The organism is Mycobacterium yunnanensis (genome assembly GCF_025823185.1).
GTDB classification, from domain to species: Bacteria; Actinomycetota; Actinomycetes; order Mycobacteriales; family Mycobacteriaceae; genus Mycobacterium; species Mycobacterium yunnanensis.
Map to the genome: position 1 here is coordinate 90,000 of NZ_JACKVK010000003.1, position 12,922 is coordinate 102,921.

General features: G+C 68.7%; 17 protein-coding genes. 8 read left to right on the forward strand and 9 right to left on the reverse strand.

The annotated features are described in order from the left end of the window. Positions 1 to 23 precede the first annotated feature (23 nt). Both H7K45_RS04165 and H7K45_RS04170 read left to right on the forward strand, forming a co-directional pair. Positions 24 to 788, forward strand: a complete 765-nt coding sequence (locus H7K45_RS04165; RefSeq protein ID WP_263994514.1) for a 3-hydroxyacyl-CoA dehydrogenase — start codon at positions 24 to 26, stop codon at positions 786 to 788. A 9-nt stretch (positions 789 to 797) separates the two neighbouring features. Next, on the forward strand, positions 798 to 1,787 hold the full coding sequence (locus H7K45_RS04170) for an NAD(P)H-dependent flavin oxidoreductase (protein WP_263994515.1): 990 nt from the start codon (positions 798 to 800) through the stop codon (positions 1,785 to 1,787). A gap of 70 nt (positions 1,788 to 1,857) precedes the next feature. Here H7K45_RS04170 and H7K45_RS04175 read toward each other — a convergent pair whose 3' ends face one another. From H7K45_RS04175 to H7K45_RS04185, 3 genes are all read right to left on the reverse strand, one after another. Beyond that, positions 1,858 to 1,980 (reverse strand): hypothetical protein, encoded by a 123-nt coding sequence (locus H7K45_RS04175; protein WP_263994516.1) that lies wholly within the window; start codon positions 1,978 to 1,980, stop codon positions 1,858 to 1,860. A gap of 228 nt (positions 1,981 to 2,208) precedes the next feature. After that, the gene (locus H7K45_RS04180) at positions 2,209 to 2,331 is read right to left on the reverse strand and encodes a hypothetical protein (protein ID WP_142271112.1); all 123 of its coding nucleotides are present in this window, start codon (positions 2,329 to 2,331) and stop codon (positions 2,209 to 2,211) included. A gap of 84 nt (positions 2,332 to 2,415) precedes the next feature. Further along, positions 2,416 to 2,964, reverse strand: coding sequence for a DoxX family protein (locus H7K45_RS04185; protein ID WP_263994517.1), 549 nt, complete (start codon positions 2,962 to 2,964; stop codon positions 2,416 to 2,418). Positions 2,965 to 3,089: 125 nt separating this feature from the next. Between H7K45_RS04185 and H7K45_RS04190 the strand changes: the two genes are divergently transcribed. Both H7K45_RS04190 and H7K45_RS04195 read left to right on the forward strand, forming a co-directional pair. Beyond that, complete coding sequence (locus tag H7K45_RS04190) at positions 3,090 to 5,414, forward strand: MMPL family transporter (protein WP_263994518.1); 2,325 nt, start codon at positions 3,090 to 3,092, stop codon at positions 5,412 to 5,414. Between the two features lies 1 nt (position 5,415). Further along, a complete protein-coding gene (locus tag H7K45_RS04195) occupies positions 5,416 to 6,090 on the forward strand; it encodes a TetR/AcrR family transcriptional regulator (protein ID WP_263994519.1) in 675 nt (224 codons plus the stop codon). On the opposite strand, the gene H7K45_RS04200 is transcribed toward H7K45_RS04195, so the two are convergent. After that, positions 6,087 to 6,524 carry a hypothetical protein gene (locus H7K45_RS04200; protein WP_263994520.1) on the reverse strand — a complete coding sequence of 146 codons (438 nt, stop codon included), beginning with the start codon at positions 6,522 to 6,524 and terminating at the stop codon, positions 6,087 to 6,089. The two genes, H7K45_RS04195 and H7K45_RS04200, sit on opposite strands and share 4 nt — an antisense overlap. Before the next feature lie 315 nt (positions 6,525 to 6,839). On the opposite strand from H7K45_RS04200, the gene H7K45_RS04205 reads away from it, so the two are divergent. Further along, a complete protein-coding gene (locus H7K45_RS04205; RefSeq protein ID WP_263994521.1) occupies positions 6,840 to 7,148 on the forward strand; it encodes a hypothetical protein in 309 nt (102 codons plus the stop codon). Positions 7,149 to 7,152: 4 nt separating this feature from the next. Here the strand turns inward: H7K45_RS04205 and H7K45_RS04210 are convergent, their stop codons facing one another. Beyond that, a complete protein-coding gene (locus H7K45_RS04210; protein ID WP_263994522.1) occupies positions 7,153 to 7,866 on the reverse strand; it encodes an NAD-dependent deacylase in 714 nt (237 codons plus the stop codon). 36 nt (positions 7,867 to 7,902) lie between these two features. Between H7K45_RS04210 and H7K45_RS04215 the strand changes: the two genes are divergently transcribed. Further along, the gene (locus H7K45_RS04215; protein ID WP_263994523.1) at positions 7,903 to 8,268 is read left to right on the forward strand and encodes an Rv1152 family transcriptional regulator; all 366 of its coding nucleotides are present in this window, start codon (positions 7,903 to 7,905) and stop codon (positions 8,266 to 8,268) included. On the opposite strand, the gene H7K45_RS04220 is transcribed toward H7K45_RS04215, so the two are convergent. The 3 genes from H7K45_RS04220 to H7K45_RS04230 are packed head-to-tail and all read right to left on the reverse strand — an operon-like array spanning position 8,265 to position 10,455. Beyond that, on the reverse strand, positions 8,265 to 9,086 hold the full coding sequence (locus H7K45_RS04220; RefSeq protein WP_263994524.1) for a class I SAM-dependent methyltransferase: 822 nt from the start codon (positions 9,084 to 9,086) through the stop codon (positions 8,265 to 8,267). The two genes, H7K45_RS04215 and H7K45_RS04220, sit on opposite strands and share 4 nt — an antisense overlap. Beyond that, a complete protein-coding gene (locus tag H7K45_RS04225; RefSeq protein ID WP_263994525.1) occupies positions 9,083 to 9,607 on the reverse strand; it encodes a DUF1697 domain-containing protein in 525 nt (174 codons plus the stop codon). The genes H7K45_RS04220 and H7K45_RS04225 overlap by 4 nt, the downstream gene beginning before the upstream one ends. Beyond that, positions 9,604 to 10,455: a class I SAM-dependent methyltransferase gene (locus tag H7K45_RS04230; protein ID WP_263994526.1), complete on the reverse strand. Its 852-nt coding sequence runs from the start codon at positions 10,453 to 10,455 to the stop codon at positions 9,604 to 9,606. The genes H7K45_RS04225 and H7K45_RS04230 overlap by 4 nt, the downstream gene beginning before the upstream one ends. A gap of 70 nt (positions 10,456 to 10,525) precedes the next feature. Between H7K45_RS04230 and H7K45_RS04235 the strand changes: the two genes are divergently transcribed. Both H7K45_RS04235 and H7K45_RS04240 read left to right on the forward strand, forming a co-directional pair. Beyond that, entirely contained in the window at positions 10,526 to 10,972 is a 447-nt protein-coding gene (locus H7K45_RS04235) for a PPOX class F420-dependent oxidoreductase (RefSeq protein ID WP_263994527.1), read from the forward strand. 19 nt (positions 10,973 to 10,991) lie between these two features. Beyond that, positions 10,992 to 11,162 (forward strand): DUF5302 domain-containing protein, encoded by a 171-nt coding sequence (locus tag H7K45_RS04240; protein WP_263994528.1) that lies wholly within the window; start codon positions 10,992 to 10,994, stop codon positions 11,160 to 11,162. A 7-nt stretch (positions 11,163 to 11,169) separates the two neighbouring features. Here H7K45_RS04240 and H7K45_RS04245 read toward each other — a convergent pair whose 3' ends face one another. Then, positions 11,170 to 12,921 (reverse strand): dihydroxy-acid dehydratase, encoded by a 1,752-nt coding sequence (locus H7K45_RS04245; protein ID WP_263994529.1) that lies wholly within the window; start codon positions 12,919 to 12,921, stop codon positions 11,170 to 11,172. Between the last annotated feature and the right edge of the window lies 1 nt (position 12,922).

A 12,922-nucleotide genomic window follows, 5' to 3' on the forward strand; every position in this document is an offset into this window, starting at 1 on the left:
AGCCAAACGAAGGGAAACGATCAGTGCAGATCAAGGACTCGGTAGCGGTCGTCACGGGAGGTGCGTCGGGCCTGGGCTTGGCCACCGTCAAGCGCCTGCTGGACGCCGGCGGCAGTGTCGTGGTCATCGACCTCAAGGGCGAGGAGGTCGTCGCGGAACTGGGTGACCGCGCCAAGTTCGTCACCGCGAACGTCACCGACGAGGACGCCGTGGCCAAGGCGCTCGACGTCGCCGAATCGATGGGCCCGCTGCGCGTCAACGTCAACTGCGCCGGCATCGGCAACGCCGTGAAGACCGTGAGCAAGAACGGTCCGTTCCCGCTCGACGGATTCCGCAAGGTCGTCGAGGTCAACCTCATCGGCACGTTCAACGTGATCCGCCTGGCGGCCGAGCGGATCGCCAAGACCGAACCGATCGGTCCCGAATCGAGCCCCGAACGCGGCGTCATCGTCAACACCGCATCGGTCGCGGCCTTCGACGGTCAAATCGGACAGGCGGCGTACTCGGCGTCCAAGGGCGGCGTCGTCGGCATGACCCTGCCGATCGCCCGCGACCTGTCCCGCGAACTGATCCGCGTCTGCACCATCGCACCGGGTCTGTTCAAGACCCCGCTGCTCGGCTCGCTGCCCGAGGAGGCGCAGCGCTCGCTCGGCGCTCAGGTGCCCCACCCCGCCCGCCTCGGTGATCCCGACGAGTACGGCGCGCTGGCGCAGCACATCGTGGAGAACCCGATGCTCAACGGTGAGGTCATCCGGTTGGATGGCGCCATCCGGATGGCGCCGAGGTAGAAGGCACCGATGACTATCACGACGAAGTTCACCGAGGTCTTCGGTGTCGAGCACCCGATTGCCCAGGGTGGCATGCAGTGGGTTGGCCGCGCCGAACTCGTTGCCGCCGTTGCCAATGCGGGCGGTCTCGGGTTCATCACCGCGCTGACCCAACCCACGCCCGCGGACCTGGCGCGCGAGATCGCCAAGACCCGCGAGCTGACCGACAAGCCGTTCGGGGTCAACCTGACGATCCTGCCGTCGATCAATCCGCCGCCGTATGACGAGTACCGGCAGGTCATCGTCGACGAGGGTGTCAAGATCGTCGAGACCGCGGGATCGAACCCGGCACCGCATCTGCCGATGTTCCACGACCACGGCATCAAGGTGCTGCACAAGTGCACCTCGGTACGCCACGCGGTGAAGGCTCAGGGGCTCGGCGTCGACGGCATCAGCATCGACGGCTTCGAATGCGCCGGTCATCCCGGTGAGGACGACGTGCCGGGGCTGGTGTTGATTCCGGCGGCGGCCAAGCAGATCGAGATTCCGATGATCGCCTCCGGCGGGTTCGGCGACGCGCGGGGTCTGGTCGCGGCGCTGGCTCTGGGGGCCGACGGGGTCAACATGGGCACGCGGTTCATGTGCACCGTCGAGTCGTGCATTCATCAGAACGTCAAGGACGCCATCGTCGCCGGCGACGAGCGGGGCACGGAGTTGATCTTCCGCAGCCTGCACAACACCGCCCGCGTGGCGAGCAACGTGGTCTCGCGGGAAGTGGTCGACGTCTTGAAGCGGGGCGGTCAGTTCGAGGACGTGAAGGATCTGGTGGCCGGCGTGCGCGGGCGCAAGGTCTTCGACGACGGTGACTTGGACGCGGGTATTTGGACGGTCGGCACGGTGATGGGCTTGATCGACGACATCCCCACCTGCGACGAGCTGATCTCGCGCATCGTCGCCGAGGCCGAGGAAATCATCTCGGCACGGTTGGGCGCGATGGTGTCGGCCACGGTCGGCGCCTGACCCCTAGACGACGACGAGCCGCCGACCCATGGTCGGCGGCTCGTCGCGTACGGGTGAGGCGCGCGTCTTCTCAGACGGCGTAGGCGAGATCCGGGAACTGCTCGGCAGTGTCCCCTTCGACGAGGTAATCCCCGTGGTAGAGGGCCTCGAAGTCAACCTTGATGACATCTGCGCTGCTGTCGTCGATCCACATGTACTGAACGGTAACTTCGGGCTGTGAGAGAACTCTGAGGCCGCCTTCTGAAATTGGTGGCAATGTTACCGAGAAGTAGGTTCAGCTCTGCGACGCGAACAAGCCCTCGGACGGAAGAAGCCGCCGACGATGACGTCGGCGGCTACGGGTGCGTCGTCATGACGCGGCCAGAGGCACCTAGCGGCGCACACCGGTGACTCCGTCGAGCGCGGGAGGACCCGCGAACGATCAGACTGCTTGGGCGAGGTCGGGGAACTGCTCGGAGCAGTCACCCTCGACTAGGAAGTCCCCGTGGTAGAAGGCCTCGAAGTCAACCTTGATGACATCTGCGCTGGTGTCGTCGATCCACATGTACTGGACAGTAACCATCACCTTTAAGAGTTCTTTGAGTCACGATTCGGAAAACCCTGGCAATTGTTACCTCGAAGTAGGGTCTCAGCCCGTCGGGGTGCTCAGATGCAGCGGGTTGACGCCGTTCAGCAGGACCCATGTGGCCACGGCTGCGACCACCGCCACCAGGAAGAACGGGATCGTGACGGCGCCCGGCCAGCTGGGCCGGCCGAAGATTCGCGCGTCCACCGAATGCGCGCCAGCCCCGACGAAGAGCAGGGCGGTCGCGGCAAACGCCATGAGGAAGGGCACGTTGAAGGGGTCCGACCACACGACGGCACCGGACGCGGTCGCCGCCCAGGCGTCGATCATCGCCGCGATGATGCCGCACGCCGCCAGCGGCGTCAGCAATCCGAGCAGCAGTGCCAGGCCGCCGGCGATCTCGGTGGCGGTCACCAGGTAGGCGGCGAACGTCGGCGGGCGCCAGCCGTCGTCGGCCATGAACTGTGCGGTGCTGGTGAAGTTCAGCGCCTTGGTGATGCCGGCGTGCAGCGCCGTCGCCGCGACCGCGATGCGGAGCGTCAGGATGCCCAGGTCGGCGAGAGACGAAGGGGACCGCCCGGTCCGTCGTCTCAGCACGTCCGTCGTCGCCATGGCGACCACCCTAGGGGTGCGTTGAACGTTTCGCCCGCCCCCGTCGTGGCATGAAGGGGGATGGGTTGACCGGCCGAGGTTAACGTTGATAAGTTACCGCCGTTACTCGAGGGAAGGGCGACCACGTGCTGCATCGAATCGCACGGTCGGCGATCGCCGCGCCGCGCCGCATCCTGGTGCTCGCCGCCCTGGTCATGGTCGCCGCCGCAGTCTTCGGCATCCCGGTGGCCAAGAGCCTCTCGGCGGGCGGCTTTCAAGACCCCAACGCGGAGTCGTCTCAGGCGGGTCGGTTGCTCACCGACAAGTTCGGCCAGGGCGACATGCAGATGCTGCTCACCGTGACCGCCCCGGCCGGCGTCAGGAGCCCTGCGGCTGCCGACGTCGCCGCCGACGTCGTGACGCGGCTCAAGCAGTCCCCACACGTCGCCGAGGTCACCTCGGCGTGGACGCTGCCCCCGGCCGCCGCCGCGCAACTCACCAGCAAGGACGGCACGTCTGGGCTGATCGTCGCCGGCATCACCGGTGGCGAGACCGACGCCCAGAAGTACGCCCAGGAACTCTCAGACGCCCTCACCCAGGACCGCGAGGGGGTCACCGTGCGCACCGGCGGCCTCGCCATGGTCTACGCCCAGATCACTTCGCAGACCCAGCGCGACCTGCTGCTGATGGAGTCGATCGCGATCCCGTTGAGCTTCCTGGTATTGGTGTGGGTGTTCGGCGGGCTGGTGGCCGCAGCCCTACCGATGGTCGTCGGCGGCTTGGCGATCGTCGGGTCGATGTCGGTGTTGCGGCTCATCACGCTCGGCACCGACGTGTCGATCTTCGCCCTCAACCTCTCGACCGCACTCGGCCTGGCCCTGGCCATCGACTACACCCTGCTGATCCTCAGCCGCTACCGCGACGAACTCGCCGACGGCGTGCCGCGTGACCAAGCCCTGATCCGGACGATGTCGACCGCCGGGCGAACCGTGCTGTTCTCGGCGACCACCGTCGCGCTGTCGATGGCCGCGATGTTGTTGTTCCCCATGTACTTCCTGAAGTCCTTCGCCTACTCGGGCGTCGCCACCGTCGGGTTCGCCGCCGCCGCGGCGGTGATCGTCACCCCCGCCGCGATCTGGCTGCTCGGCGACCGGCTCGACGGCCTCGACGTGCGCCGGCCGCTGCGCCGGCTGTTCCGCCGCGGCGAGCCCGCGGTGACGCCGGTCGAACGGATCTTCTGGTATCGGTCCACCAAGGCGGTCACGCGGCACGCCGTCCCCGTCGGACTCGTCGTGGTGGTTCTCCTGCTCGCGCTTGGCGCGCCGTTCCTCGGCGTCCGATGGGGATTCCCCGACGAGCGGGTGCTCCCCACCTCGGCGTCGGCACATCAGGTGGGTGACCAGCTCCGCACCGACTACGCCGAGGACTCGTCGACCACCGTGGCCGTCGTGATCCCCGACGCCACGGGGCTCGCACCAGAAGCGCTGGGGCGCTACGCCGCCGACCTGTCCAAGGTGCCCGACGTCGCCTCGGTGTCGGCGCCGACCGGGACGTTCGTCGGTGGCGCCCGGGTCGGCCCACCGTCGGCGGCCACCGGGGTGGCCGACGGCAGCGCGTTCCTCAGCGTCGCCAGCACCGCACCGCTGTTCTCCGACGCGTCGGAGAATCAGCTCGACGCGCTGCACGCCGTCTCGGGGCCGGGCGGCCGCGAGGTCGCGCTCGGCGGGGTGGCCCAGATCAACCGCGACAGCGTGCAGGCGATCACCACCCGACTGCCCTGGGTGCTGGGCCTCATCGCCGTCATCACCTTCGGTCTGCTGTTCCTGCTCACCGGCAGCGTCACCCTGCCCTTGAAAGCCGTTGCGCTGAACGTTCTTTCGCTGACCGCGGCGTTCGGGGCGCTGGTCTGGATCTTCCAGGACGGTCATCTGAACGCCTTGGGCACCACGCCGACCGGAACGCTGGTGGCGAACATGCCGGTGTTGCTCTTCTGCATCGCCTTCGGGTTGTCGATGGACTACGAGGTGTTCCTGGTCGCCCGCATCCGAGAGTACTGGCTGGGATTGAGGAGCAACGGTGACGCGACGCCGTCTGGTCTGCGGGCCATCGCCGCGGCCCGCGAGGACAACGACGAGGCCGTCGCCCTCGGCTTGGCCCGCACCGGTCGAGTGATCACCGCGGCCGCGCTGGTCATGTCGATATCGTTCGCCGCGCTGATGGCCGCCGAGGTGTCGTTCATGCGGATGTTCGGCGTCGGCTTGACGCTGGCGGTGCTGGTCGACGCGACCCTGGTACGGATGGTGCTGGTGCCGGCGTTCATGCACGTGATGGGCGGGTGGAACTGGTGGGCGCCACGGCCGTTGGTGTGGCTGCACCAACGCATCGGCATCACCGAAGGCGGATCCGGTGACCACGACGCGCCCCGGCCGAGCTCCGACCGCGGCATGGTCGCCTCGGCAGACGGCCGCTGACGTGAGCCCGCTCAAGCGACGCCGCGCCGCCAGGGGGTCCGGTGAGCACCTCCGCGAGGAAATCCTGGACGCCGCAACCGATCTGCTGATGGAGACCGGGAGCGCCAAGGCGGTGTCCATCCGCTCGGTCGCCGAACGGGTCGGGGTCACGCCGCCGTCGATCTATCTGCACTTCGACGACAAGGACGCCCTCCTGGACGCGGTGTGCGCCAGGTACTTCGAGGCGCTCGACCAGGTGATGCAGCAAGTGGCCGTGGACCAACCGACGGCCATCGACCGGCTGCGGGCGCAGGGACTGGCCTACGTGCGCTTCGCCCTGGTGAACCCCGAGTTGTACCGCATCGCCACGATGGGTGAGGGCAGGCCCGGCAGCAACGTGGATCTGACCCTGAACAGCTCGGCGTTCGTCCACATGAGGGCGTCGGTCGAAGCGCTGATCGACGAGGGCGTCTACCCGGCGGGCGACTCCACCACGGCGGCGCTGGAACTGTGGACCGTGGCCCACGGCGTTGCGGCGCTGGCCATTTCGAGGCCGTACCTGCCGTTCGGCGACGTCGAGACCTTCGCCGACCGGGTGATGAGAGCGGCCTGTACGGGGCACATCGTGACTGGCATGCTGGGTCCGGACCTACCGCCGGTGGAGGCGGTCGCGAGGATCAAGGGACTGGTGATCTAGACGGGGGTGCCGCCGTCGGGCGCCGACTTGCTCAGGGCGAAGCCGTTGGCGGGCCCGACCGGGCAGGTGGCGGATTGTGCGGACACGCCGCCGACTTGGCCGACGAGGGTGTCGGCGTCCCAGCTCCACGTCTGCATCTCGGCGCCGCGGGTGCCGTCGGGGCAGCTGTGGCCGTCGGGACGGTCGACCGTCATCGTCCAGCGGCCGCCCGCCAGGTGGGCGTCACCGCTCCAGCCGCTGGAACTGGTGATGTGTGCCACGCAGCCGCCCGAGGGTGGACAGCTGGTTTTGGCGATCCAGGACGTGTGCGCCGCGGCGCCGTAGAGGTTCAGCGCGTAGCGACCGCTGAAGTCGTCGGCCGAGGCCGGTCCGGCCAGTCCTACCGAGACGGCGGCGGTGAGCAGCGTCGCCGCCAGTCCGCGAATCATAGCCATGATTCCTCCATCGCAATGGCCAGCATTCTGTGCGATATCTCCCCGGTTCGCAGCGCAACGGCCAAAAGTGGCCGCCCCTGGGAATGAACCGATGGTCGTCGACGTTTCCACTTGGCGGAGCGGTATGTCGCCGCCGCGGGTCACGCGGAGCGGGCGACGCCGTCATTCATCGTGAAACATGTTGCCCCCCAATATGTTCGAATCCTGACAATGCCCTCCCGAATCGTTGGAGCCGCTGGACTGCGGTACGTCGCAGCGGTTGACTCGTTCCACGAGCGGTCGGATCACTCGACCGTGAAAATGGTTGGAGGAGATATGACCGTCGAACGCATCAAGTTCCTCGGCGCGACCCTTGGCGGAGCCGCCGTCGTCGCCGCCGCCGTGGTGTCCGGGTTCGGCACCAGTGCACCGTCCCATGACGTCGCGGGGGGATCCGGAGACTCGTCGACCACCACGTCCTACGTGCAGCCGACGGCGTCGGGGATGAAGCTGCCTGCGACGGTCGTCCAGGCCCCGGAGACCACCAACGACGAGGCGCCCACGACGCTGGCGACGGCGTTGGCCGCGCCGACCTACAAGGCGACCGCGGCACCCGGGTGCGTCAACAACGGGCAGTGTCCGTAGGCGCTCAGCCCAGCAGGGCGGGCAAGCGCTGCAGCAGGCCGGGCAGCGCCGTCGCCGAGGTCTCCCGCAGCGACAGGGTCACCCGGTCCGACAGCGGGGTCTCCTCGGGGTTGACCTCGATGACGGGAATGCCATGGGCCAGCGCCAGATCGGGCAGGCCGGCGGCCGGGTAGACGACCGCCGAGGTGCCCACCACGACTGCGACGTCGGCTCGGCTGACCGCCTCCACCGACCTGTCCCACTGGTCCGACGGCAGCGGTTCGCCGAACCAGACCACGTCGGGGCGGATCAGGCCGCCGCACCGGCACTGCGGCGGGTCGACGCTCTCCACCGGTTCCGGCATCGCGGGCAGCGGGCCGTCGTAGGGCACCCCGCACCGGTCGCAGCGAAAGCTGAAGAGGCTGCCGTGCACGTGGTGCACTTGGCCGCTGCCGGCCCGCTCGTGCAGGTCGTCGACGTTCTGGGTGACGACGTGCACCTCGGCCCCGTCCTGCCAGGCCGCCACCGCTCGGTGCCCGTCGTTGGGCCCCACCGACTTCATCATGTAGTGACGCCAGAGATACCACGCCCACACCTTCTCCGGGTGCCGGCGCCAGCCGTCGGAACTGGAGATTTCATAGGGGTCGACCTTGGCCCACAGACCCGTCTCGACGTCGCGAAACGTCGGAACGCCGCTCTCCGCGGACATCCCCGCTCCGCTGAGCACCGTCACTCGCACGCCACCAAAGTAGCCGCTTTTTGTGATACTGGGCACGTGGGGGATTTGGGGGAGTGGGTTCGAGTCGACCCGGACGGGGCCAGGCCGCTGTTCGACCAGCTGCGCACGCAGATCATCGCGGGCGTGCGGGACGGCAGGCTGCCGCCCGGTACGAGGCTGCCGACGGTGCGGGAGTTGGCGCATCAACTGAACATGGCGGTGAACACCGTGGCCAGGGCGTATCGCGAGCTGGAGGCGGCCGGTCTCCTCGAGACCCGAGGCAGATTCGGCACCTTCGTGGCACGGATCGATCCCGCGGACGCCGCGATGGCAACGGCGGCACACACCTTCGCCGCGGCAGCCAAGGCGCTCGGCATCGGCAAGGCCGACGCGCTGCGCTACGTCGAAACGGCGTTCACCTAGCCGAATTCGAGCAAGGTGAGCGACGGCCGTACGGGGTCGAGCAGCGGGATGCGCTGCACGGCCCCCATGACCGCGTTCAGCACGCGACCGCGCCCCCGGGGGTAGGGCACGTCGTGCGCTGCCCGGACGCCCGGCACCACGTCGACGAGACGGGCGGCCTCCGACGGCGACATGCCGAATGGCATGGCAGGCACCCGGTAGCGCGTCGACGTCCACAACCCACCCCGGCGCGCGAGCACGGCGAACCACGACGGCGGCAGGTCGAACATCATCCGACCGCCCGGGAAACGCCGTGCGCACTCGGTGATGAGACCCATCGCGTCGGTGGGCTCGAGGTACATCAGCAGGCCCTCGGCGGTGATGAACACTCCGTCGTCGGCGTCGACGTGGTCCATCCAGCCGTAGTCCAGCGCCGACTGCGCGCACACCGCGACCCGGTCGGCGGATGGCAGCAACTTCTCGCGCACCTGGATCACCGGCGGCAAGTCGACCGTGAGCCAACGGAATTCGTGGCCGACCGCGCCGTCGTCGAGTCGGTAGAAGCTGGTCTGCAACCCCTCGGCGAGCGCGACGACGGTCGCCGAGGGATGCCCACGCAGGAAGTCGCGGGTGGCGCCGTCGAAGGCCAGGGCCCGCACCGCCATGTCCTGGCGCCGGGTGTAGCCGAACTTGGCGAAGTCGAACTCGATCGAGTCGACCAACGTCACGGCCATCGGGTCGTCGATGATGCCGTCGGGTCGGCGAGCTTCGTGGGCGCGCACCTGCAACGTCAGCAACGCGGTCTCGGAGACCCCGGAGAGGTCGACGTTCACCTTCACTTGGCAAGCACCTTCTCGACGGTTCGGAGGTTGCGGGTGGTGGTCGAGGACTTGTATCGCTTCTTGCCCATCGTCCTTCCGATGGTCGTGTCCAGCGTGCCGCTCTTGGGGACCTGCCAGTAGACGACGCCCTCGCCGCGTTCGATCGATTCGTCCGGTCCGGCGTCATCGGCCAGTGCCACCAATTCGTCAAGCACGTCGGCCGCGGTGACGAAGGTGACGTAGGAGTGGTGGTCGGGCACCTCGCGGGTGAAGGGGAACGCCCCCGAGATCGCCTCGACGTCGTCGCGTGCGTAGGCGAGCACCCAGGCGTCGTACCCGAACGCGTCGCGCAACGCCGTCTCGGCCGTGGCGCGTACGGTGTCGACCGTGGCCGGGCTCGTCAGGAGGACGTTGCCGCTGGCCAGGACCGTCTCGACGTCGGTGAAACCGGCGTCGGTCAGCGCGCCGGCGACCTCGGCCATCTTCAGGTTCACCCCGCCCACGTTGACGCCGCGCAGGAACGCCACGTAGCGCGTCATCCGAACTCCAGCAGGGTGATGCTCGGCCGGCTCCTCCTGAGCGGTCCGATGCGATCCAGGACGGGGGCGGCTGCCAGCCGCCACCATCCCCGGCCCCGCGGCGACCGCACGTCGTGCGCCGCCCGAATACCGGGGATGACGTCCGCCAAGGCCACGGCGTCGTCGACGGACTGACCGAACGGCATCGGGGGCACGAGGTAGCGCGACGAGAGCTTGACCCCCTTGAGCGTCCTGGCGCTGAACCACCGGGGTACCGAGTCGAACATCATCCGGCCCCCGGGAAAGCGGGCGGCGCAGTCGGCGATCAGTCCGAGGGCTTCCTCGGGCTCGAGGTACATCAGTAGTCCCTCGGCGGTGATGAACACGCCCTCGGTCGAGTCGACCCGGTCCATCCAGCTGCGATCCAGCGCGGACTGGGCCAGGCCGACGATTCTGTCGTCGGCTGGCAGCAACCGGTTGCGGAGTTCCATCACCGGCTCCAAATCGATGGAATACCAGGTGGATTGGGCCAACAGACCGTCGCGGTCCAGGCGCCAGAAGCTGGTCTGCAACCCCTCGGCCAGTGCGACCACCGAGGCCTTGGGGTGGCTCGTCAGGTAGTCGCGAGTAGCGGCGTCGAAGGCGATCGCGCGTACGGCGTGGGACTGATTGGGCGTGCCGAACTTCAGGTAGTCGTAGGAGATCGTGTCGAGCAACACGACCGCCCAGGGATCGCGGATGAGCCCGTCGGAGCGCTTGGCCTCGCTGCCGCGGTTGTGCAACGTCCACAGGGTGGTGGCGGAGACGCCGTCCAATGTGGTGCCGTGGATCTGGGGCGAGCGGAGCGACGGGGGATCTGCCTGGGTCACCGCACCATCGTAGGAGCCGGGCGCGCGGAAGTAGGTCGCCCACCGCCACGTCAGTCGTAGGCTGGCCACCATGACCCGAGACGTGTTCGACGACAAGCTGCTGGCGCTGATCGGCGGCAACTCGCTGGGTGTCCTCGCCACGGTCAAGAGGGACGGCAGACCGCAGCTGTCCAACGTCTCCTACCACTTCGACTCCCGAGAGCTCACCGTCTCGGTCTCGGTCACCGAGCCGCGCGCCAAGACCCGCAACATGCGCCGCGACCCGCGGGCCTCGATCCACGTGAGCTCCGACGACGGCTGGGCCTACGCGGTCGCGGAGGGCAACGCGAGCCTCACGCCGCCGGCAAGTGATCCCCACGACGCCACCGTCGAGGGGCTGATCGCGTTGTACCGCAAGATCGCAGGCAAGGAGCACCCGGATTGGGACGACTACCGCCGGGCGATGGTCGACGACCGACGGGTGCTGATGACGTTGCCGATCTCCCATCTCTACGGCATGCCGCCTGGGATGCGCTGACACGCGCTAGTCTCGAGCCATGGCCGAGCGACCCGAAGACGAGCAGAAGCGCAAGTTCCGCGAGGCGCTCGAGCGCAAGAAGGCCAATGCCGGTGGCGGGTCCGAGCACAAGGACGGCGGCCGCAAGCACGGTCCGCGTTCGACCGCTCCCGCCGAGGCCCACCGCGAGTTCCGTCGCAAGAGCGGCTAGCTCGGGGTCACCACCCGCCGACCCAGCCCTCGAAGATGGCGTCGGGCTCCTCGTCGGGACGTTCCGACCGGCCGACGAGGAAGTCGAAGTCGCAGCCGCGGTCGGCCTGCAGGACGCGTTCGACGTACATCGAGGCGTATCCACGCGTGTGACGTGACGGACGGGGAGTCAGGTCCGCCCGGCGTGCGGCCAGCACGTCGTCGGGCACCAGCATGTCGAGCGTCCCCGCACGGGCGTCGAGCGCGATGACGTCGCCGTCGCGCACCAGGGCCAGTGGGCCGCCCACCGCAGACTCCGGGCTGACGTGCAGGACGCACGTGCCGTACGCGGTGCCGCTCATCCGGGCGTCGGAGATGCGAACCATGTCGGTGACGCCGTCGGCGAGCAGCTTGCTCGGAATGGGCAGCTGCCCCCATTCCGGCATGCCCGGCGCGCCGCGCGGTCCGGCCGACCTCAGGATCAACACCGAGTCACGCGTCACCTCCAGGTCGGGGTCGTCGAACCGTCGCATCAGATCGTTCATGTCCTCGAAGACCACGGCCGGTCCCCGGTGGACCAGGAGTTCGGGGCTGGCCGCGCTGCACTTGATCACCGCGCCGCCGGGCGCGAGGTTGCCCCGCACCACCGCGAGGCCGCCCGGGGGCTGGAACGGCGCGTCCACCGGCGCGATGACCACGGCCTCGGTCGCAGCGGCCGTGGGAAGCTCGTCGCCCACGGTCTTGCCGGTGACGGTGACGGCGTCGGTGTGTAGCAGCGACTCGAGCGACTTCATCACCGCAGGTATGCCGCCGGCGTGGAAGACCTGCTCGACGAGGTGCTCACCGGCGGGGCGCACATTGACCACCAGCGGCGTGCGCGCCGAGAGTTCGTGAAAGCGGTCCAGCGACAACGGAACTCCCACCCTGCCGGCGATGGCGAGGAGGTGCACGATCGCGTTGGTCGAGCCGCCGACGGCGAGCATCAACGTGATCGCGTTGTCGAACGCCTCGGCCGTCATGACCTGCGACGGCCGTAACCGTTCGACGGCCAAACCGACCGCCCGTGCGCCGATCTCCTCGGCAACCTGCAGGCGGCGCGAGTCCATCGCGGGGATGGCGGCGCTGCCGGGCAGGGTCATGCCGAGGCCCTCGACGATGGTGGCCATCGTGGACGCGGTACCCATCTCCGGGCAGTGCCCCCGCGACGGTCCGGCCGCGGCCTCCAATCGTTCGTACTCGGCCATCGACATTCGGCCTGCCCGCACGTCGTCGACGTACTCCCACAGGTCGGTGCCCACCCCGAGCTGCTTGCCCCGGAAGACCGCCGGTGCGGCTGGCCCGCCGGTCAGCGCGATGGCGGGGACGTCGGCGCTGGCGGCCCCCATCAGCTGTGCCGGAACGGTCTTGTCGCAACCACCGAGCAGGACGACGGCGTCGAAGGGGTAGGCGCGGATCGACTCCTCGACGTCCATCGCCATCAGGTTGCGGAAGAGCATGGTGGTCGGCTTCATCAGTTGCTCGCCGAGTGACATCGTGGGGAACTCCAGCGGGAAGCCGCCCGCGGCCAACACCCCGCGCCGCACGGAGTCCGCAAGACCGCGAAAGTGCATGTTGCAGTTGACGACTTCGGACCACGAGTTGCAGATGCCCACGATGGGCTTGCCCTCGAAGGCCATCCGGGAGAACCCCGACGCCCGCATGGCCGAGCGGTGCACGAAGCCCGGCACGTCCTTGCCGGCGAACCACTTGGCGCTGCGCAACCCGCCGGCCGGCGTCGTCACG

What these genes read in the sequence shown, in the direction of transcription:
- H7K45_RS04170 (WP_263994515.1), top strand. Translation starts at nt 798, where the DNA reads ATGACTATCACGACGAAGTTCACCGAGGTCTTCGGTGTCGAGCACCCG.
- H7K45_RS04175 (WP_263994516.1), bottom strand. Translation starts at nt 1,980, where the DNA reads ATGTGGATCGACGACAGCAGCGCAGATGTCATCAAGGTTGACTTCGAG.
- H7K45_RS04180 (WP_142271112.1), bottom strand. Translation starts at nt 2,331, where the DNA reads ATGTGGATCGACGACACCAGCGCAGATGTCATCAAGGTTGACTTCGAG.
- H7K45_RS04185 (WP_263994517.1), bottom strand. Translation starts at nt 2,964, where the DNA reads ATGGCGACGACGGACGTGCTGAGACGACGGACCGGGCGGTCCCCTTCG.
- H7K45_RS04200 (WP_263994520.1), bottom strand. Translation starts at nt 6,524, where the DNA reads ATGGCTATGATTCGCGGACTGGCGGCGACGCTGCTCACCGCCGCCGTC.
- H7K45_RS04205 (WP_263994521.1), top strand. Translation starts at nt 6,840, where the DNA reads ATGACCGTCGAACGCATCAAGTTCCTCGGCGCGACCCTTGGCGGAGCC.
- H7K45_RS04225 (WP_263994525.1), bottom strand. Translation starts at nt 9,607, where the DNA reads ATGACGCGCTACGTGGCGTTCCTGCGCGGCGTCAACGTGGGCGGGGTG.
- H7K45_RS04235 (WP_263994527.1), top strand. Translation starts at nt 10,526, where the DNA reads ATGACCCGAGACGTGTTCGACGACAAGCTGCTGGCGCTGATCGGCGGC.
- H7K45_RS04240 (WP_263994528.1), top strand. Translation starts at nt 10,992, where the DNA reads ATGGCCGAGCGACCCGAAGACGAGCAGAAGCGCAAGTTCCGCGAGGCG.